The sequence below is a fragment of the Streptomyces sp. NPDC001381 genome (assembly GCF_042895685.1).
In the GTDB taxonomy this organism is placed as follows: Bacteria; Actinomycetota; Actinomycetes; order Streptomycetales; family Streptomycetaceae; genus Streptomyces.
Window position 1 is genome coordinate 389,151 of the sequence record NZ_JBIAWO010000003.1, and the last position, 20,179, is coordinate 409,329.

Genomic DNA, 20,179 nt, shown 5'->3' on the forward strand with positions numbered 1-20,179 from the left:
GACGTCATCCATGCATCGGGGCCGGCCACGGCGTGCCAAGGCGCACATATCCGTGCGGGTGACGCATGCCCTGGTGGGCGGTGCGGCCGGGGTGGTGTGGCTGGTGTTGCCTGCGATGACGTCCGTGAGGGACGCACCGGTTGCGATCAAGGCGCCGGTGCCCGCCGCGAGCGCCGCCGCAGCGGAGGAGGGCGAGACGTCCACGGCGGATCTGGTGCTGCCGCTCGTGGTGGGCGGCGCGGTGGGCGCGGTCGCGGGGTACGGGTACGTACGCCGGGTGCGGCGCGCTCGGGAGCGGACGACGCCCGGAGGGGCGAGCGGTCCGCCGCCCGTGAGTGCGGCGCCGCCCCTGGCCGGACCGGACGCGGAGGCCGGGGCGGCACTGGTCCACGCCGACGACCGGCTCCGGACGGCGCGGGCCGAACTCGGCTTCGCGGAGGGTCTTCTGGACGCGGGGACGGTCGCCCCGTTCGAGGGTGCGCTGCGGAACGCCGAGGGCGAACTGGCCGCCGCCTTCCGGATGCGGCAGCGGTACGACGAGGGCATACCGGTGGAGGAGGCGGCCCGGCGGCACGCGCTCGCGGGGATCGTCGGGCGGTGCGAGGAGGCCGGGCGGCGGCTGGACGCCGTGGCCGGTGACTTCGCGGACCTGCGCGACCTGGAGGCGGCCCTGCCGCACGCCGAGGCGCGCTTCCGGGAGCTGACCGGCCGTACCGGCCCGGCGCAGACCCTCCTCGCCGACCTGGCGCGGCGTTACGCGCCCACCGCGACCGCCTTCCTCACCGGCAACGTCGAACAGGCCAAGGACCGGCTGCTGTTCGCCACCGCCCGGCTCAACATGGCGCGTCAGGCCAGCGATTCCGGCCGGCCGGAGAACGCGGCCCGGTATCTGCGCGCCGCCGAGGCCGCCGTCGCCCAGGCGGCGGTGTTCATCGAGGGTGTCGACCGCTCGGCCGCCGAGCTGCGCGACGCCGAGGCGACCGTGCCGGCGGCGCTCACCGGCGCGGAGGCGGAACTCGCGACCGTACGGCGGCACCCGCTCAAGGAGGACGAGCCGCACCCCCGGCTGCTCCACGCCGACACCGTCCTGGCGTCCGTGCGACTGGAGTTGACGTCGAGACAGGCGTACGACCCGCTGGACGTCCTGCGCCGGATCGTACGGGCGACCGCGCCGCTGACCTCGGGCCGGTCCGGAGTGCTGCCGGCCGCCGCGCTGTCCGTCGCCCGTGCCGCGACCGCCGCCGCCGACGACTTCGTCACGACGCACCGGGGCGCGGTGGGCGCCACGGCCCGCACCCGGCTCGCGGAGGCGCGGCGGCTTCTGGCGTCCGGGACGTGGGCCGACGCCGAACGCGCCGACGAACTCGCCCTGGAAGCACGGGAACTGGCCGAGCAGGACGTACGCCTGCGCGGGAACCCGGTGGCCGGCGCACCGGAAGGTGTGGCGGGCGGCTCCGACGCGACCGGGACGGCGGGTGCGGTCCTCGGCGGAATCCTCCCGGGCGACGCGGCCGACGGTGGGTCGCAGCCGCTGGGATTCGACGGCGTCTGAGGTCAAGTGGGCTGAAATCGACTCCAGTTGTGGCGGATCGGTGACGATTCCGAGGCACCGTCAGTACCCTTTTGTATGATGATCCGATCTTGTCGTGAGTAATTCCGGCGGGGCGAGAGACGGACACACGGGGGTGTGCTGGCCATGATCAAGCCGGAGGAGATTCCTCAGTTCACCGGCAATCTGTTCCAACTGGAGCTGGATCATGCCGCGTTGAAGAAGGACGCGGGCAATGTCCGGTCCACGGGCAGTGATGTGCACTCGCAGTTCCAGGGGCTGTCCGCCTTCTACCACGCGCCGGAGGCGGAGCAGCTCTTCGCGACGACGAAGCCGGTGAAGGACCGTGCGGACGATTTCGCGACGGATCTGGAGACGGTGTCGACGGCGTTGTCGTCGTATGCGACGGAGATCCGTCCGCTGGTGTCGAAGCTGCTGGAGCTGAAGACGAAGGCGTCGACGTTCGTGGCGTCGGTCAAGGACGACGACGAGTGGGAGTACGACGAGGACAAGGTCGACGAGCACAACCAGCTGCGCGACGACATCACCGCGACGGTGGCGGCGTTCTGGGCGGCGGAGCGGACCTGCCACAACAAGATCACCGCGATCTGGGGCGGGACCCAGATGGTCGCGGGCGACGGGTCCGAGCGCAAGGACCAGTACGGGTTCAACGCCGAGGACATGAAGAACGCGAAGCTTCCCTGGGGTGACCCGGTGGAGGAGCGGCACCACTGGTACGAGGTCGGCCACTGGGTGAAGTCGTTCGTGTGGGACGGCCTGATCGTGGACGGGGTCTGGGGCACGATCAAGGGTCTGGGCACGCTGGTGGGCTTCGGCGGCTGGGACGCGATGGGCCAGGCGTGGAAGGGCCTGGCGCAGCTGGCGACGGGTCTGGTGATCACGTCGATGCCGGGTATCGGTACGGCGTTCTGGCTGCTGCCCGACGACAAGCTTCCCTCCTGGCTGCGTGATTCGCGCACGGCGATGAAGGAGACGGGCAAGGCGCTGGTGGCGTGGGACGAGTGGGGCAAGAACCCCGGCCGCGCGGCCGGAGCGGTCACCTTCAACGTCCTGACGACCGTCTTCACCGGCGGCGCGGGCGGTGCGGCCGCCGGTGCGGGCAAGGCGGGCGCGGTCGCCAAGGTCCTGTCGGTGGCGGGCAAGGCGGGTCGTGTGATCGACCCGATGACCTACATCGCCAAGGGTGCCGGCGCGGGCCTGTCGAAGATCGGTGACATCACGAAGGCGCTGAAGGGCGTGGGGAACATCGACATCCCCAAGCTCCCGGAGACGGTGATCGAACTCCCGGAGGGCTCGGTCAAGCTCCCCGACGGCACGGTGCACCTGCCGGAGGGCGCGGCGATCCCCGAGGGCGCGACGAAACTCCCCGACGGCACTGTCAAGCTGCCCGACAACACCCCGGCGATCCCGGAGGGCTCGGTCAAGCTGCCCACGGACGAGGGCGCACCGGCGCGTTACTACGACCCGCAGGGCAACCTCCTGGACGAGAACGGAACCGTCCTCAAGCAGGCCGAGGACGGCCCCGGCGACATCGTCGACCAGCCCGGCACCCGTCCCCCCGGCTCCGGCTCGGACGTCCCCCGAGTGGACTCCCCGGCGCGGGAACCGGCCCTGGCCGGCGCGGGAACCCACACCGCCGGCAACGCGGGACAGCACATCAGCCTGGGCAACAGCCTCGACGACGGCCTCGGCGACGTCGGCCGCGCGGGCGACGACGCGACCACCACACCGGTCGTCCACGCGGGCGGCGACCTGCCCACGGTCCACGCCGGCGGCCACCTGCCGGGCACCCACCTGGGCGACAACCTCCCCGGCGGCACCGCGGACCACCTCCCCGGCGGCCACGCCGGCGACAACCTGCCGACGAACAGCGTGGACACCCACGCCCCGGCCGGCACCGGGGACAACGCGGTGCCGGGCACGTCGACGGGCGATCACGTGCCGGGCGGCCACGCCACCGACACCGGCACCCCGGGCCACGACCTCCCGGGAAGCGGCGGCCACGACCTCCCGGGCCACGGCCCCGGAACTCCTCACGGGGGCGGCCTGGACGACCTGGGCGGACTCGGCGACGACGCGGCCTCCGGAGCGGACGACGCGGCCCGGGGCGCGGACGACGCGGCCCGGGGTGCGGACGACGCGGCCTCCGGCGCCGACGACGCGGCACGGCACCGCGAGGAGTACGAGGCGGCCCGCGACAAACCGGCCGACGAGAGGACGCCGGCGGAGCGGGCGGCCATCACCCGCGAGCACGTCCGGCTGGCCAACGAGGACCCGGCCTGGCGCGCGGAGCACTACGACAAGTGGGGACCCGGCAAGCGCAACAGCGCCGATGAACTGGTGGACGGGCAACTGCTCCCGAAGCTTGTCGAGAAGCCGGGCGGCGGCTGGATGGCCGCCGACGACCTGCCGTACGCGAGCCCGGAGAAGTTCGACCTCAACCCCCTCGAGAGAGGCCGGGACACGGTCCCACCGGAGAACCTGGCGCACCTCGACGACGTATCCGCCAAGCGTGTGGCGGGCATGGAGCTGACCGCTGCCCAGAAGGCCTTCGACGATCTCCAGACCGACGAGGCCGCGAAGGCCCTCGCAGAGGCACAGGAACACTTCGACAACACGGTCGGTGAAGGCGTCAACAACAACAGCAAGCTCGGCGAGGCCCTCGGAGAGGAGGCCGCACGTCGGCATATGCTCCAGCAGCCGGAGTTCGCGGGCGCCAAGGAGATCACCGACCTTCCCGAGACGCCCAACGGGTCCAAGAGGTTCGACCAGCTCTGGCGTGACAAGGACGGCAATCTCGTCATTGTGGAGGCCAAGGGGCCGAACGCGCGGCTGGAGTGGCGTCAGGGCAACGGTGCACGGGACAGCGGCACGATGGTGAAGCAGGGAACCGTCGAGTACGTCCGCACGATCCTGGCAGACATGAAGGAGCGCGCCGCCTTCTCGCCGAACGACGCCAAGTACGCCCAGGAGATCGGGAAAGCCCTCAAGAACAAGACCCTCAAGTACGTCCTCGTCCAGGCCACCGAGAACGCTGGTAAGTATGCTGGGGCCGAGCTCAAGCATTTCAAGCTCTTCTAAGGAGTGACGCGTTGGTCGCGAACATCACCCGCCCTCCCCTGCCCACGGGGAACGCGGAAGAAGGCCTCGCCGTGCTCCAGGAGAACGCAGAGGAACTGATCGAAGGGCTGGAGGCGGACTCCACTGATCTGGGCGACGCCCAGAGCACCACCCTCATTCTGGCCCAGTCGCGCTGCCTCCTCGACCCGCGCGGGTCGATCTACCCGACGTGGGACGCCTGGGTGACCGCGATGCAGGTCGGCTCCGCCGTGTTCGCCGCCGCGACCACGGCCGAGGACCATGTGCAGTGCCGTATCGCGCACAAGGACCGCACCCTGCAGGCCACCGGCCCGCAGTGGTACGTGACCCCGGCTTCCTGGCTCTCGGCCTTCTACCTGGCGGTGGTGTGCCGAGAACGGGACCGGATCACCGCCCTGTGCGACGTCCCCCTCGACCTGCTGAGGGAGAACGGCGAGCGCTTCGACTCCTACCACTACGCCTGGATCGACACCCTCCAGACCTACTGGCGCGGCGGCCCCGACCTCGGCCCGAAACTGGTCGCCGCGGTCGACGGCACCGACCCCGCGGCCGCGACCGACCCCGAGACCGCGGGCAAGTTGTTCTACCCGCCGATGGAGATGTTCCACCGCTTCGTCCGCAAGGACAACGCGGGCTTCAACCGGGCTCTCACCAACGCCCTCCAGTGGCACAAGGAGTACTGGACCGAGGAGAGCCGCTCTCTCCAGGCCTCCGGTCTCGTCGCCCTCGCCCCGCTCGCCATGGCGTGCTTCGCCCACGACGCGGGCGTCCCCATCGAGGTCGAATCCGAGTACCTGCCCGCAACCCTCCTGGGACGCAACTGGTTGGGCGAGTTCCCCACCTGAGGCATCAGCTGACCTAAGCCGGCCAGCAAACACCACGCTGCCCATGGTGGGGAAGTCAGCTGCTTCGACCTACCGGGAGGACGCCAATGGTGCTCGACGTTCCTCGCCATGTTTTCGGCAGAAGTGACGTCCCGGGCCGCGAGCCCGTACTCAGCCGCGGCATCGTCTGGGCTCTGGAGGACCTGCAGGAGTCCCCGATGGCGATCAGGGACGCCCTGTCCGACCCGCTGCTCCTCGCGCAGGAGCGTGCGGCGGCTGATCCCACGGCGGAGTGGCTGGAGTCGTGGGAGGTGTGGGTGACCGCCATGCAGGCAGGCTCGGCAATGTTCGCCGCAGCGACCACGACCGAGGAGAGCGTGGAGTGCCTCATCCACCACGAAGTGCGGTCCGTGCCTGCCACGGGACCGCAGCCATGGGTGGATGCCGGGAACTGGCTCACCGTGTTCCTGCTCTCGGTGATCTGCCGCGACAAGGAACGGCTGGACGCGTTGTGCCAGGTCCCGGTCTCCTTGCTGCGTCAGTCCGGTGCCGAGTACGACGCCTACGTCTACCCATGGGTGGAAGCCCTGCAGGCATATTGGCTGAGCCGACCGGAACTCGGCGACAAACTCCTTGAGGCCGCCCAAGGCCTTGCGCCCGAAGCAGCTCCGATCGCCGGGCCCGAGGCCACCACGAAGCTCCTCTGGCCCGTCGTCGACCTGTTCCACCGGTTCGGCGCGGCCGACCACGAACGATTCAACCAGTCGCTGGCCAACGCCCTCACCTTGCACAAGCAGTACTGGACCACGGGCGACGACCGCGCCAACGACCCGAGGGGACTCGTGCCCGTGGGCGTGTTGGCCATGGCCTGTCTGGCGCACGACGCGGGCATCCCCATCGAGGTCGAGTCCGAATACCTTCCCAGGCACCTTCTCAAGGGAACCTGGGTGGGCGAGTTCCGCACGTGACGACCGTCTCCGCCCCTCCCATGCCCACGGGGAACGCGGAAGAACGCCTCGCTGTGCTGCAGGAGAACGGGAAAGAAGTTGTGGGCCGTTGTCGATCCGGCCGCGTCCCGTTCGACGTCATGATGTGCGGCGCCTCGCCGCAAGATGGCGCGACAGGACGGACGAGGACACACGTGGATCAACTGCTGAGAGTCATGAACTTCAACGTCTCGAGTGACGGAATCGGTGCGGGTGAGCACCAGAGTCTCGAGCGGCCGTTCGGCCACGATCATCCCGAGAGGCTGTTCGCATGGGCCGGAGCCACGGCGAGCTGGCCGATGCGCACGGATCCCGGGGGAAGCCGGGGCCTCGACGACTGCTTCACTCGGGACTTCGCGCGCAACATCGGCGCCGAGATCATGGGCCGCAACAAGTTCGGGCCCCAGCGCGGGCCCTGGCAGGACCATGAGTGGCAAGGCTGGTGGGGTCAGGAGCCCCCGTTCCGCACCCCGGTGTTCGTCATGACCCACCACACGCGTCCGTCGTTCACACTCTCCGACACCACCTTCCACTTCGTCGACGGCGACCCGGCCACGGTCCTCGAACGGGCGCGGGAAGCGGCGCAGGGCAAGGACGTCCGGCTCGGCGGCGGGGTCACCACCGTCCGGCAGTTCCTTGACGCCGGCCTCGTCGACACCATGCATGTGGCGGTCTCGCCGGTGGAGCTGGGGTCCGGACTGCGGCTCTGGGAGTCCCCCGATGAGCTGCTCGACCGGTTCCACCTGGAGGTCGTGCCCAGCCCGAGTGGTGTGGTGCACCACCTCTTCTGGCGAAGGTGACGCGAGCTCCCGCTCGACTTCAGGCGGCGCGAAGACCCGGTCGGGGAAGCGGTCAAGGCTCTCCTCGGTCCGGTCCCGCTCCGCCTCGCGGTCCGGGTCGGGGATTCCCTCCACGTCCTGGTGCGCTGGAAGGTGACACCGCGGCGGGCGAGCGGAACCTGTGCGGTCAGAGCACTAGAACAGGCTCAGCAGCGCCTCCGCCGGGTCCGTGAGGCCTGTTTCGCCGTCCGGTAGGGGGAGTTCGAACCAGACCGTCTTGCCGCGCGGTGTCCGGCGGGAGCCCCAGGCGGCGCTCAGGAGGCCGACCAGTTGCAGGCCCCGGCCGCCCTCGTCCGTGTCGCGGGCGCGGCGGCGGCGGGGCTGGACCAGGCCGGCGTCCCAGACCTCGCAGACCAGGGTGCGGTCGAGCAGCAGACGGAGCCTGATCTCGCCCTCCCCGTACCGCAGTGCGTTCGTCACCAGCTCGCTGACCAGCAGTTCCGTCGTGTCGACGAGGGGTTCGAGGTCCCAGGACTGGAGCCGGCCGCGCGCGTACTCCCGGGCCCGGCCCACGCTGCGCGGCTCGCGCGGCAGCGTCCAGTCGCCGACCGACTCGGCGGGCAGGCCCTGTACACGTGCCATCAGCAACGCGAGGTCGTCCTCCCCGTGGTGCGTGTCGAGGGTGTTGAGGACGTGGTCGCAGACGTCCTCCAGGGGGCTGGAGGGATCCGTCAGCGCCCCGACGAAGGCCTGCAGACCCTCGTCCAGGGGATGGTCGCGGGACTCGACCAGGCCGTCCGTGTACAGGGCGAGCAGCGCGCCCTCGGGGAGGTCGACCTCCACCTCCTCGAAGGGCTCCCCGCCGACGCCCAGCGGCATGCCGGGCGGCACGTCCAGCATCAGCGCCGGTTCGCCGGGTTCCACCAGGACGGGAGGCAGATGGCCGGCGTTGGCGAAGGTGCAGCGGCGCGTCACCGAGTCGTAGACGGCGTACACGCAGGTCGCGAGATAGACCTCGGACAGGTCGGCCTCGCGGGGGCGGCGGGCGGCGCGGGTGGCCTGCTGGACGCCGCCGGGGGTGCCGAGTCCGCGCGCGATCTCGTCCAGCGCGGAGAGGACTTCGGCCGGTTCGAGGTCGAGGAGGGCCAGGGTGCGCACCGCCGTGCGGAGTTCACCCATCGCCACCGCGGCGCGCAGCCCTCGTCCCATCACGTCGCCGACCACCAACGCGGTGCGGTGGCCGGGCAGTTCGATGACGTCGAACCAGTCGCCGCCGACCTCGCTGGGGCGGCCCGTGGAGGCGTTGCCGGGCAGGTAGCGGCAGGCGATGTCCAGACCTGAGGCGACCGGGTCGCCCGGCGGCAGCAGCGAGCGTTGCAGTATCAACGCCCGCTCGTGCTCCCGCCGGTAGAGCCGCGCGTTGTCGATACAGACGGCGGCACGCGCCGCCAGCTCCACGGCGAGGTCCCGGTCCCGGTCCCCGAACGGCTCGCTGCCCTTGGTCCGCGAGAACTGCGCGAGGCCTACGACGGTGTCGTGGGCGACCATCGGGATGGCGAGCGTGGACTGCACGAGGCCGCCCTCCTCGCCGGGGATGGCCTGCGGCCGCGCGGTGCGCAGCACGTCCGCGCAGGGCGAGTTGAACGCGAAGTGGTGGACGGCTCCGACGGGGACGGGCGCGCCGTCGACCGCGTAGGGGGTGTCGGAGACGGCGGACGAGAAGGCGACGCGGCGCAGTTCGGCGCTGCCGTCGGCGAGTCCGGGCGGGGTCTCGTCGCCGGCCAGGAGGCCCTGGTAGAGGTCGACGGTGGCCAGGTCGCAGAAGCCGGGCACCACGACGTCGAGGAGTTCGCGCGCGGTGGTCTCCAGGTCGAGGGAGTTGCCTATGCGGGCGCCCGCCTCGTTCAGCAGGGCGAGATTGCGCCGGGCGGCGGCGGCCTCGCGGGCGGCGGCGCGGCGGGCGGTGATGTCGGTGCCGAGCCAGGCGACACCGATGGGGCGGCCGGTCCCGCTGTGCACGCGGTAGAGGTTGATCGACCAGTGGCGGCGTTCCTCGGAGCCCGGCACGAACCCGGTGACGTGCATGTCCGTGATGGAGTCGCCGGTCTCCAGGACCCGGCGCAGGGTGGCGCTGACCCGGTCGGCCTCGGGCCGGGGCAGATAGTCGTGGACGCCCTTGCCGCGATGGTCGTCGGGGGTGCCGCCGAAGATGGAGGAGAACCGCTGGTTGGCGCGGCGGATCCGCAGGTCGGGGTCGATCAGCAGGAAGCCGAACGGGGATTGACCGAAAATTGCCTGTGAGGCGGCGAGGTCGGTCTCGATGCTGCGCAGGGTGCGGACGTCGACGACGATGCACACGGCGGCCTTCTCGCCGTCGAGGCTGCGCGTCGGCATGACGTACACCTCGGCGAGTCCCCTCTCGCCGCGCCCGCCGCCGGGCACCGGGTCCGGCGTCCGGAAGGGGACCACGCCGGTCCACTCCCGCCCGTCGAGGATCTCGGCCATCTTGCGCTGGCCGCGCTCGCGCAGGTCCGGGTCGATGAACGCCTCGATGGGATCCATGCCGACCGCCCGGTCTGCGGGGATGCCGAAGATCTGTTCGGCGCGCAGGCTCCACTGGTCGACGAGCCCGTCGGGACCGATCGAGAAGGAGGCGACCTTGATGTAGTCGTAGATGGATCCGGGCGGGCTGCTCTGCCAGATGGCGTCCCCGGGAGCCGCCTCGCCCTCCGCGAGACCGTCGTGCACGGGATCCGAGGCATCGGCCGTGTGCGACGCGAGTGCACCTGTGGCCCTGGCCCTCGCGCCGTCCGACGGGTCCTCGGACTCCGTGGCCTTCGCTGGTATCTCGCTCACGCGAACCGTCCCCTCCAGCTCACCGCGTCCGGCACCGGTCACCGGCGGCGGCTGCCCGCAGTATCCAGCACTACGGCGCCGCACGACACGGTGTTCACGATCACAGCACGGTCCAGGCGTTTTTTGGCCCGTTCCGCGACAACACTTCCAGTCTTCTAACCAGCGGGCACGCGGTCGAACCACCTCATCCGAGACCGCTCGGCGACCGCAACCGGACGGGTGACACGGCGACGCCCGCCGTACACGGGTCAGCCCGGCACGGTGAGTTCGAACCAGACCGTCTTCCCGCTCTCCCCGGGCCGGGTGCCCCAGCGACGGGAGGAGGAAGCCACGAGCTGCAGTCCGCGGCCGCTCTCGTCCTCAAGTCGGGCGGCGCGCTCGCGGGGCGGCACCGGCAACGGGTCGGAGACCTCGACCAGGAGGACGTCCTCCAGGCCGGCCGGACGTATCAGCCGGACACCGATGGGGCCGGTGGCGTGCCGCAGCGCGTTGGTCACCAGTTCGCTGACCAGCAGGGCGGCTATGTCTCCCAGGCTGTCGAGGTCCCAGCTGTTCAGCTGGGTCCGGACGACACGGCGGGCGGTGCGCACCGCACCGGGATCTGCCGGGAACGTCCACTCGGCGCGGTCGCCTTCGGTGTCGATCACACCGATCACTTCCCAGGACAGCGAGTCCACCCATGTCCGGTTTCGTGGGGTTAATGGGCCCATACCCGATATCTGGCGGGCAGTACCGCGCACCGGGCGCAGGGGGCCGCACCGCGGCGCGGCGGTGCGCAGGGGCCTTCCGGCTCCGTGCGGCAGGGATGCGGGAGCGTTTCCCCTCCGTGCGGGACGGACGCAGGAGCCTTTCCCCTCCGTGCGACACGGACGCCCGGAGCCTTCCCCCTCCGTGCCGTACGCCCGGCGTCGTGTCAGCGTGCCCCTGCGTCGAGCCGGGCGAGCGTCTCGCGTACGGCGGGGACGTCCTGGTCGAGCCAGTTCACGTCCCAGATCTCATCGGGGGCCAGCCAGCGCAGCTCGTCGTGGTCCTCCAGGGGTGAGGGAGCGGCGGAGCCGGGGCGCAGCCGGGCGGTCCACACCTGAAGGACGTACGGCGTCCTCAGTGGCCATTCCCCCGGGACGCGCTCGACGGCCTCGGCGTCGACGCCGAGTTCCTCGCGCAGTTCACGGACGAGGGCCGTCTCCGGGCACTCGCCGGGTTCGACCTTGCCGCCGGGCAGCTCCCAGCGGCCGGCCAGGTCGGGCGGTGCGCTGCGGCGCGCGGCGAGCAGGCGGCCGCCGTCGAGGAGGGCGGCTCCGACCACCACGATCCGTTCGGTCATGCGGCGGAGCCTACGGGACGCCGGCGCACGTCAGTTCCGGGTGCCGTCTCCGCTCTGGGGCCGGCCCTGGCCGATGCGCTCGACCCAGTAGAGCTGTTTGTGGCCACGGCTGTCGAGGCTGTCCGCGATCTTCTGGGCCTCGGCACGGGTGGCGTACCGGCCCACGCGGTAGCGATTGCCGTTGTCGTCCTGCCGTATGACGAGCCAGGGCAAGGAGATGGTGCCCTCGTTCATCGCACCCCTCCGCCTGCCCGTCGCGGCCCGCCGCGCGCCCCGCTCTCTAAGGAAACCGCAATCCGCATATGCCCGAGCGTACGCCTAACCTTTACACAGCGAATACGGCTTTGCACAAAGAGGTACGCAACCAGCCAGGACGCAGGGGGCGCACGGGGCCGAACGCGCCGTGCGCGCGCCCTGACGCGTCCGGTCGGCGGGGTGTCGGGCATATATGGGACGACCTGCGAGAACGGCCGGAAACGGCCGGTTTTTGACGGCGCCGTGAGGGGCTCCCGGCGGGCGTTTTCCGGGGGCAACTGCCGGAGGGGTGTGCGCCGCCCGCCGCGATGCGCTACCGGAAGGGCGCCGCAGGCCGCCGCGAGGCCGGCAACCATTCGGCGGGCAGGACGCCGGGCGGGCATCGTGCGGCTATCTGACGGGCAGGTGGTACGCCACCCGGTAACGGTCCGCCGGGATGACCACGTCGGCCGTCTCGACGGGACGGCCCGAGGCGTAGTACGTGCGCTGGACGACCAGGACGACATGCCCGGGGACGCCGCCCAGGGCGAGGAGTTCCTCGGCGAGGCCCGGGCGGGCGCCGACCTCCTCCGCCACGTTGTCCACGATGACGTCGATGGCCCGCATGCGCTCGACCACGCCCATGCCGCCGAGCGGCCCCTCCTCCGGCAGCATCACGGGCGTACGGCCGGTGACGGCGAGGGGCTCCCAGGAGGTGGAGAGCATCATCGCCTCGCCGGCCTCCCGGAAGACGTACTTGGTGCACATCACGCGGTCGCCGGTCTTGATGCCCAGCCGCTCGGCGACGGCGCCGCTCGCCTCGGTCTGCTCACTGCTGGACTCCCAGGTCCCGCGCGCGTGCGCCTCGGCCTGCTCCTGCCGGAACGGCGTGGCCCCGCTCGCGGGCCGGTAGCCGGAGCGTGCGATCCGGCGCGGCACCGGCCGCTCCCGCACATACGTGCCCGAACCGGAGCGGCCCTCGACCAGCCCCTCGGCCATCAGCACCTTGCGGGCCTCCAGGGCGACGGTGTCGGAGACCCCGTACTCCTCGCGGATTCTGGCCTGGGAGGGGAGCCGGGTGTGCGGGGGCAGGGAGCCGTCGACGATCTTCTTGCGGAGATCACCCGCGACACGCAGGTACGCCGGCTGCTCACCGAATGTCACTGGCCGCTCCCATCAGGTTGTACAGACAGCAACAGCGTGGCAACCGTGGGTTCGACCATGCAAGCGAAGGCCAGAGAATCACTCGATGTGATGACATGTGCCCCGGCAGGGCTTTACGCAGGGACTTTCTCCCCGCTATGGGAGTGATCACACATCCTCGCTCCCGCTGCCGCTGTCACTCCCGGTGTCGTAGTCGTCCTCGTCGTACGAGGGCGGGGTGGTGACCAGATCCAGCGCCTCACGGGCGGCGACGGTGGTGTCGCCGTCGACGTACCCGTAACCGCTGTCGTAGTGCAGGTAGAACGTGTCGACGTCGCGCGCGGTCGCCGCCTTCGCCCAGTCCGCGCGGGCGGCCTCCATGTCCTTCGCCAGCGCCGCGACGGACTTCTCCGCGTCGCCGGACCAGGTGTGGCCGCGCAGCGCCTCGGCCTGCTCGCCGAGCACGTCCCGGACGTCCGCCGCCCAGTCCTTGTTGGCGTCCAGGTCCTCCTCGGCGTAGTCCTCCGGCTCCTCGTAGAGGACCTCGTCGACGGCGTCCATCGCCTCGAGGAAGGCCACCTGGTCGGCGTCGAGCGTCGACGCGTCGGCGCGCAGCGAGCCGGTCAGGGTGCCGGACTCGTCGGTGTGCGCGAAGACGCAGGTGATCATCCGGTCGCCCCACGCCCAGCTGTCGGCGGTGGGCGTGAGGTGGAAGACCTCGACCTCCTCGGTCAGCGCCCAGGGGTCCATGGCATAACTGTCCTGCAGCGTCCAGCACTCGTCCTCGGCCTTGTCGGTGACGTAGTCGTCACCGGGGTAGTCCTCGCCGGACAGCGGGACGGTGCCGAACACCTCGCCCTCGTGCGCGCCGGAGCAGGGCACCTTGTCGACGTCGTAGACGTCCTGGTCGAAGCCCGCGCCCGGCACGTCGAAGCAGTCGCCCTTGACGAGCGAGTAACTGCTGCCCCTGGCGCCCTCCTTGACGCCCTCCCAGAAGTCGGAGGCGGCGTTCGTGGACAGCGCCACCACCCACAGGGCGAGACCCAGGGACGACACGGCCGCCCCCGCGACGGCCAGCCCCTTCCCGCGCTCACCCCGCTTCTTGATCTGCACCAGCGCGATGATCCCGAGGACCAGACCCACGGCCGGCAGGAAGCACAGCAGGCCCAGGACGAGGGCGGCGATGGCCACGCCGTTGACGGGCGCGGGCCGGGCGAACGGGGTGTGGTCCTGGCCCCAGACCTGGTAGGGCGCGCCGCCGTAGGGGGGCTGGGAGTACGGCCCCTGGGGGTGCGGGTACGGCGGGGGCGGATACGCGCCCTGCGGCTGCGGAGGCTGGTACGGGTCCTGGGGCTGCTGGGGCCCTGGGGGCGGGGGTATGGACACGAGTACCGTGCTCCTGGTTCAGACGGTTCAGGCAGGGGTGCGGGCGGTGTGGCAGCGGGGTCCGGCAGTGGCGTGGAACAGTCGTGCGACTGATCGGCTGCGCGCATCGTAAGCGGGCAGCACGCGGAGGCGGAACGGCGATCACCAATACGACGATCCGGGCGGTGAACGCGCTTGCCGCACGGGGGCCGACGGGCGTCCCGAGAGCCGCGCGCGCGGGCCTTCGGACGGCGGTTTTCCGCCACCGCCCGCTTCCGAGGGGGACTACGGCCTGACGGCGGAGGACACACCGTCGCCGGTGGTCTCCTGTTCCATCCCGGCCCCGGCGGTCCCAGCGGTCCCGGCCGCCTCGCCCGCCTCGTCCGCCGCCCCCGGCCGCTCCCCCGCCGTCAGCCTGCGCCGCTCCTCCTCGACGATGCGGCGGGCCAGGCCGGTGTCGGAGACGTCGACCGCGTCCGGGGTCGCCTCGGCGGTGTCGCTGCGCCGGGCGTAGGCGTCGAACAGACGGGCCTTGTCGGCCAGGATCCGCAGCAGGCGGTCGTCCACACTGTCGGTGACCAGGAGGCGGTGCACCTGGACCGGACGGACCTGGCCCATGCGGTGCGCGCGGGCCACGGCCTGGTGCTCCAGCGTCGGCTTGACCTGCGGCTCGCACAGGACGACCACGGAGGCGGCCTGAAGGTTGAGCCCGACACCGCCGGCCTCGATCTGGCAGAGCAGCACCGCGTGCCCGTCGGCGGCGGTGAACTCGTCGACGAGCCGCTGGCGGCGCGCGGCGGGCACGGACCCCGATATCGGGCCGGACACCCCGTCCCCGAGCGCCTGCCGGACGGTCTCCAGGACGCTCCGGAAGTACGAGAACACGACCACCTTCAGGCCGTTGGCCGCCGCCTCCGCGACCAGCTCGCGCAGCCGCTGGAGCTTCGCGGACTTCTCCGGGTCGGCGTAGGCGGCCCGGCGCATCGCCATGAAGTTCCCCTCGGCGACGGCGGCCCGGTAGGCCTCCTGGTCGGCGGCGCTGAACTCCTCCCATTCGTCGACCTGGATCAGCGCGGGAAGCTCGGCGAGGACGTCCTCCTGGTTGCGGCGCAGATAGGCGGGCGCGACCGCCTTGCGGAAGACGTGCGGTCCGGCGGCCGCGTCGCTGTCGCGTATCTCCGGGAGCAGTTCGGGGCGGAGATGACGGACGAGGGTGCGGAACTCCTCGACGCGGTTCTCCATCGGCGTACCCGTGAGGAACAGGACGCGGTCGCACGACCCGGCCCACGCGGCGACCGAGCGGGCGCGGCGGGTGGCCGGGTTCTTGACGTAGTGCGCCTCGTCGACGACCAGCAGGCCCGGGGCCGTGGCCGGCTCCGGTGCGGGCAGGGTGTGCAGCACGTCGAACGTCGTGACGGCGACGCCGCCGCGCTCTCGCCACTCCGCGTGGGCGTCCCGCCGGTCCGGACCGTGGACCGGGATCGCCCTGAGGGCGCTGCGGGCGCGGATCTCCCGCGTCCAGTTGATGAGGACGCCGGCCGGGCAGACCACCAGGAAGTGAGCCTGTCCCTCCGCCGCGAGATGGGCGAGCACCGCGACGGCCTGGACGGTCTTGCCCAGGCCCATCTCGTCGCCGATCACCACCCGGCGCTGGGCGAGCGCGAACCGCGCGCCGAAGGCCTGGTAGCCGCGCAGGGAGACCCGGCGGTGGGTGTCGTCCAGCGGCTGCGCGCGCACCCGCTCGGCGACCTCCGACGGTACGAACCCCTCGGCCGCCGCCACGTCCGCGGGGAGCGCGCAGATCTCCGCGAGCAGGCTGTAGTACTCGGCGGAGCGCACCTCGAAGTCGACCCACGGCTCCAGCTCGGACGCCGGTTCACGGAGCAGGTCCGCGGTGGCCTGCGCCAGCCGCAGCGCCAGGTCGGTGTCCGCCGCCTCGGCCGTCAGCTCCCGCAGCTCCCGTGCGGCCGCCCGGGCCGCCTCCCGGCGGTGTCTGCCCGCCACCGCCAGCCTGAGCCGGCTCGTCGCCGGGCGCAGGGCGGGGAGCAGCTCGGCGAGCCGGGTCTCGTGACGCTCGGCGGCGGCGACGGCCCGGGGCAGGTCGGGGCCGGCCTCGACGAGCCGGTACAGCGCGGTGACCAGGGCGGTGGTACGGGGCTCGGGGGCGTCGACGTCGATCCGTACGGAGACGGTCTCCTCGAGCGCGCGGGCGAGCTGCCGGGCGGCGGCGAGGGCCTGGTCGGCGGTCTGCCGTCCGACGCCGGGTATCTGCTGGAGCGCGTGCCGGCTCGCCTCGTGCACGGCGCCCACCGAGTCGAATCCGGCGGCCTCCAGTGCCGCGAGCCTCAGCCGGCCCTCGGTGACGTCCTTCAGCCGGGCCGGCGGGAGGGAGCGGAGCTCCTCGGCGACGAGGGCGTCGCGCAGCGGCGCGTGGGCGGCACGCACCGCCTCCAGGGCACGGGTGTGGTCGGCGCGCAGGGTGCGGGCGGTGTCGTACAGCCGCGCCCCGGCCTCGTACAGCTCGCGCGCCCGTCGGCCGACGACGGGGGCGGGATCGTACGGCGGCGGGACACGGCTGCCGCCGATGCCTTCCGCGTCCTCGGTCCGCCCCATGGTCCCCTCCCCCGCTGTGCCGGTGCGCGTCCCACCCGCCGCGTTCCATGCTCCCACCCGGCACCGACAGCGGCCGGGCTGGCACGATGTCGGCGGCAACGAGAGGGAGGGCCGTGACCGTCGCATCCACAGCCGTCGCATCCACGTCGGTGCGCACGGTCGCGCGCGTCGGCCGGGGCACCGCCCCCGCCCACCACGGGGAGCTCCTGCAGGGCGCGTTCACCGTCCCCGACCGTGACACGCCCGTCCGCGCCCTGGTCACCCTCCCCTGCCCGTCGTACACCACCCGCGCGGCCTTCACGCCGGCCCCGGGCGGCGCGGTGACGGTCTCCCCGCCCTGGAAGACCAAGGCCCGCCGCGCGGCCGAACTGGCGCTGGGGGACCGGCCGGCGGGCGGCCGTCTGGAGCTGTCGGGGGAGGTACCGCTCGGCCGGGGCTTCGGCTCCTCCACCAGCGACGTCCTGGCAGCCGTCCGCGCGGTACGGGACGCCTACGACGCCCCTCTGACGGCACGGGAGGCCGCCCGCCTCGCGGTCCGCGCGGAGACCGCCGCCGACGCCCTGATGTTCGAGGAGACGACGGTGCTGTTCGCGCAGCGCGAGGGTCGGGCCCTGGAGGACTTCGGCCGGCGGCTGCCTCCGCTGCGGGTGCTCGGCTTCGGCACCCGCCCGGGCGGCGACGGCCGGGGCGTGGACACCCTCTCCCTCCCGCCGCCCCGCTACGACGACACGGAGATCGCCCGCTTCGACCACCTGCGCGAGCTGCTCCGGTGTGCCGTACGCACCGGCGACGCGGCCCTGCTGGGCACGGTGGCCACCCGGAGCGCGCTGCTCAACCAGCGCCACCTGCCCGTCCCGGCCCTCGACCGCCTGCTCGCCGTCGCCCACGACTGCGCGGCGCTCGGCGTCCAGGTGGCCCACAGCGGCGACATCGCCGGCCTCCTGTTCACCCCCGCCGTCCCGCCCCCGCCCGAGGCCCGCCGCCGCCTGCGCCACTGGGGATTCGAGGAACAGTGGGAGTTCACGACCGGCCGGCCATGACCTCATCGCCGTCGGACTTGGCCCGGTTCGTCTCCCGGCACGGGGCCGGCGAAGGGCTGCCCAAGCTGGTGGTCGATGGAGACCCCGGACAAGTGGAGCACCTCCATTCCCCGCAAGCGGCCCGCGGCCAAGGAGTCGCAGAAGCCGGCCCGCATGTGGCTGTTCCTGCATGAGCAGCCGGGAGCTCCGGCAGCGGTCGATGGATGCATAAGACTGCCGTCCGTGATGGCGAAGCCGTGCTCGCCGACGGTATCGCCCATCTCTTCGGCCATGCAGAATGCCCGCGCTGTGCCAGCGTCTTCAACAATGCGGATGAGCGCCTCTGCGTCGCCGTCGCCTCTACGATCCGGCGCATGATCAAGCTGACCTGGGCCCTGGTGGCCGACCGCATGGACGAGTGGACCGGTGAAGACATCGCAGAGGGCGTGGCCGTGCTCGAAGCGAAGGTGGGTGCAGTCGTCGACGCGAGCGGGATGCAGGAGCAAGCCGTACGACACTGGCGTACAGACTTCCTCTCGCCCGTCGTCGAGTCGCTACGTACGGAGGGAGCAGCCGCACTCGCACCGGGCGAGTCTTGGAGCCAGGCGGCCGGGCCGTTCCTGGCGTGCGCGTCGCCAGTCACCTGACTCCCACCCCTTTCGGCCCCAGTTCCCCCGGGGCTTACCTACGCGGTGGCTTTGTCCACGAGATCGGGTTCTGGCACACCTTCTGTGGACCTGGCGCGAGGCGGCAGGTCCGTGCGCCGGACTACGTCCTGGTCGGCTGCGGTGCCGACGGGATTTGAACCCGCGAGACAGAGGGGAGCAGGTCCGCCCCGTCTCCGTCAGTCGCCGTGGGAGGGACCTCGCCCACGGCGATCGCAATGGACCGCTCTGCCACGGCACCGCAACCTGCGGAAATGCGCGCACTCCCGCTCCGAACAAGCGTAGAGACACCGTTCTCTGCGGACGAATCTTTATCTGGTCGCAGGCAACCGCTGCCGCGGGTCCACAGAGGTTGTGCCAGAGCCCGAGATCGAACAGCAGATGTCGACCACTTCGGGAGGCACGAGAGTCTGGCGCTGTTCGGTTGCCGGACGGCTAGAAGGGGTCGGCCGAGGTGCTCTGCGTAAGGTTCTCGACGATCGTGCGCAGCCACGGGCGGCGCACGGCTGGCAGCCGGACCAAGGTGTGCAGGAACGTTTCCCGGTCGGCCCGGAACAGGGAGTTGGGGAGCAGCGGGAGGGGGTCGTCGCGGAGTACGTCTCGGGGTATGCGGCCTGACGCGGGAACCGGCAAGTAGGGCTGGGAAGAGACCAGCCACAGCCACACCCCCAGCGGCAGGGGCACCAGGTCTGCCAACGCAGTGGGGCTGGCGGGGATCCAGCTCTGACCTGTCTGGGGATGGACCGGTACGAGCAGGATGTCGACGCCCGCGTCCGGGGAGGGCTGTCCTGGTCCAGCCAGGACGGCGCGCCGCTTCGGGGGGCCTGCGGGCAGCAGGGCATCGAGCGCGCGTTGGAACACGTCCGCGGTCAGACCGCCCGGGACCGTCACCGGCTGCCCGTGGGAGGCAACCAGCAGGTGGGCGAGAGCCTGGCCGGCTGCCGCCTCCCACTGCGGGCTCCACGACCAGTAGTGGTTCGGCCCCAACCGGCCTCCCCACGTGGCAATCGGCTCGAACGGGGGCGTCTTCTCCCCCTTCCCTGTCAGCTCCGACCAGGAGAGGGGCGCAGCGTGGGTACCGTCAACGGGGACGCGGTGCGCGGCATCCGGGCTGAGCCGCACTGCCTGCCAGAGCGAGCAGTCATCGACTCTGGTCGCCACGGGGCGGTCGCATGTCTCGCAGGCCATGTTGGGCCCGTCGGCTCCGTCGAGGCCGCAGCAGGCACCGCCGCGTTTCTCAGGAATCAGCCGGGTTCCACGGATATCACCGGGCGCGATGACACTCGCCCCGGGCGTGCTGTCGGACAGGGCGTAGACCGGCGCGTAGATGCCGCGTGCCTCCGCCTCGCCCGGATCGATCTCGTCCCACATCCGCCACGGCCCTCCCCAGGGGTCCGGGTCCACGGCAAACGTCCCGGACTCCATGAGCACCGGAAGCTGGGCCCCGTTCCCGTACTTCTGACGGGCGTGAACTGGCAGTGCGACCTGGGACAGCGGGGTGGTCAACTCGGCTCCGCATCCCGCACACACGAAAACAAACAAATGTCCTCCGCCTGGGAAACAGACGCACTGTCGCAGCTCGCCGACAGCCAGCCAACATGTTTCCTCATCCGTTGCGGGAACGGCACATGCCACCGTCATGGAGCGCCGAAGCAGCGCGGGCAAGTACCAGCCGCCGCCTCTGACTAAGACGACATCTCAT

15 protein-coding genes and 1 tRNA gene are annotated in these 20,179 nt (G+C 71.7%); 7 read left to right on the forward strand and 9 right to left on the reverse strand.

The features are described from left to right. Nucleotides 1-115: 115 nt before the first annotated feature. The 5 genes from ACFY2L_RS15365 (at nt 116) to ACFY2L_RS15385 (ending at nt 7,279) form a co-directional block, all read left to right on the forward strand. Complete coding sequence (locus ACFY2L_RS15365; RefSeq protein WP_390822816.1) at nt 116-1,552, forward strand: hypothetical protein; 1,437 nt, start codon at nt 116-118, stop codon at nt 1,550-1,552. Between the two features lie 144 nt (nt 1,553-1,696). Further along, nucleotides 1,697-4,651 (forward strand): hypothetical protein, encoded by a 2,955-nt coding sequence (locus ACFY2L_RS15370; protein WP_390822563.1) that lies wholly within the window; start codon nt 1,697-1,699, stop codon nt 4,649-4,651. An 11-nt stretch (nt 4,652-4,662) separates the two neighbouring features. Next, nucleotides 4,663-5,514: an immunity 49 family protein gene (locus tag ACFY2L_RS15375; RefSeq protein WP_390658481.1), complete on the forward strand. Its 852-nt coding sequence runs from the start codon at nt 4,663-4,665 to the stop codon at nt 5,512-5,514. A gap of 197 nt (nt 5,515-5,711) precedes the next feature. Then, a complete protein-coding gene (locus ACFY2L_RS15380) occupies nt 5,712-6,461 on the forward strand; it encodes an immunity 49 family protein (protein ID WP_390822564.1) in 750 nt (249 codons plus the stop codon). A 173-nt stretch (nt 6,462-6,634) separates the two neighbouring features. Further along, on the forward strand, nt 6,635-7,279 hold the full coding sequence (locus ACFY2L_RS15385; protein WP_390658479.1) for a dihydrofolate reductase family protein: 645 nt from the start codon (nt 6,635-6,637) through the stop codon (nt 7,277-7,279). Nucleotides 7,280-7,453: 174 nt separating this feature from the next. On the opposite strand, the gene ACFY2L_RS15390 is transcribed toward ACFY2L_RS15385, so the two are convergent. The 7 genes from ACFY2L_RS15390 to ACFY2L_RS15420 all read right to left on the reverse strand — a co-directional run bounded on the left by ACFY2L_RS15390 (nt 7,454) and on the right by ACFY2L_RS15420 (nt 16,793). After that, complete coding sequence (locus tag ACFY2L_RS15390; RefSeq protein ID WP_390658478.1) at nt 7,454-10,114, reverse strand: SpoIIE family protein phosphatase; 2,661 nt, start codon at nt 10,112-10,114, stop codon at nt 7,454-7,456. A 248-nt stretch (nt 10,115-10,362) separates the two neighbouring features. Beyond that, complete coding sequence (locus ACFY2L_RS15395) at nt 10,363-10,791, reverse strand: ATP-binding protein (protein WP_390822565.1); 429 nt, start codon at nt 10,789-10,791, stop codon at nt 10,363-10,365. Nucleotides 10,792-11,027: 236 nt separating this feature from the next. Next, nucleotides 11,028-11,438 (reverse strand): (deoxy)nucleoside triphosphate pyrophosphohydrolase, encoded by a 411-nt coding sequence (locus tag ACFY2L_RS15400; RefSeq protein ID WP_390822566.1) that lies wholly within the window; start codon nt 11,436-11,438, stop codon nt 11,028-11,030. Between the two features lie 30 nt (nt 11,439-11,468). After that, nucleotides 11,469-11,672 (reverse strand): SPOR domain-containing protein, encoded by a 204-nt coding sequence (locus tag ACFY2L_RS15405; RefSeq protein ID WP_390658475.1) that lies wholly within the window; start codon nt 11,670-11,672, stop codon nt 11,469-11,471. Between the two features lie 411 nt (nt 11,673-12,083). Beyond that, nucleotides 12,084-12,836, reverse strand: coding sequence for a GntR family transcriptional regulator (locus ACFY2L_RS15410; RefSeq protein ID WP_390658474.1), 753 nt, complete (start codon nt 12,834-12,836; stop codon nt 12,084-12,086). Nucleotides 12,837-12,983: 147 nt separating this feature from the next. Further along, nucleotides 12,984-14,201 (reverse strand): DUF4190 domain-containing protein, encoded by a 1,218-nt coding sequence (locus tag ACFY2L_RS15415; RefSeq protein WP_390822567.1) that lies wholly within the window; start codon nt 14,199-14,201, stop codon nt 12,984-12,986. A gap of 264 nt (nt 14,202-14,465) precedes the next feature. Further along, nucleotides 14,466-16,793, reverse strand: coding sequence for a DEAD/DEAH box helicase (locus ACFY2L_RS15420; RefSeq protein WP_390822568.1), 2,328 nt, complete (start codon nt 16,791-16,793; stop codon nt 14,466-14,468). A gap of 113 nt (nt 16,794-16,906) precedes the next feature. Here ACFY2L_RS15420 and ACFY2L_RS15425 point away from each other — a divergent pair, with 113 nt between their 5' ends. Together ACFY2L_RS15425 and ACFY2L_RS15430 are read left to right on the forward strand one after the other, a co-directional pair. Next, on the forward strand, nt 16,907-17,833 hold the full coding sequence (locus tag ACFY2L_RS15425) for a kinase (RefSeq protein WP_390822569.1): 927 nt from the start codon (nt 16,907-16,909) through the stop codon (nt 17,831-17,833). 203 nt (nt 17,834-18,036) lie between these two features. After that, entirely contained in the window at nt 18,037-18,459 is a 423-nt protein-coding gene (locus ACFY2L_RS15430) for a hypothetical protein (protein WP_390822570.1), read from the forward strand. Nucleotides 18,460-18,598: 139 nt separating this feature from the next. Here ACFY2L_RS15430 and ACFY2L_RS15435 read toward each other — a convergent pair. After that, a tRNA-Gly gene (locus ACFY2L_RS15435) sits at nt 18,599-18,718 on the reverse strand. A 194-nt stretch (nt 18,719-18,912) separates the two neighbouring features. After that, on the reverse strand, nt 18,913-20,019 hold the full coding sequence (locus ACFY2L_RS15440; protein WP_390822571.1) for a hypothetical protein: 1,107 nt from the start codon (nt 20,017-20,019) through the stop codon (nt 18,913-18,915). Nucleotides 20,020-20,179 lie beyond the last annotated feature (160 nt).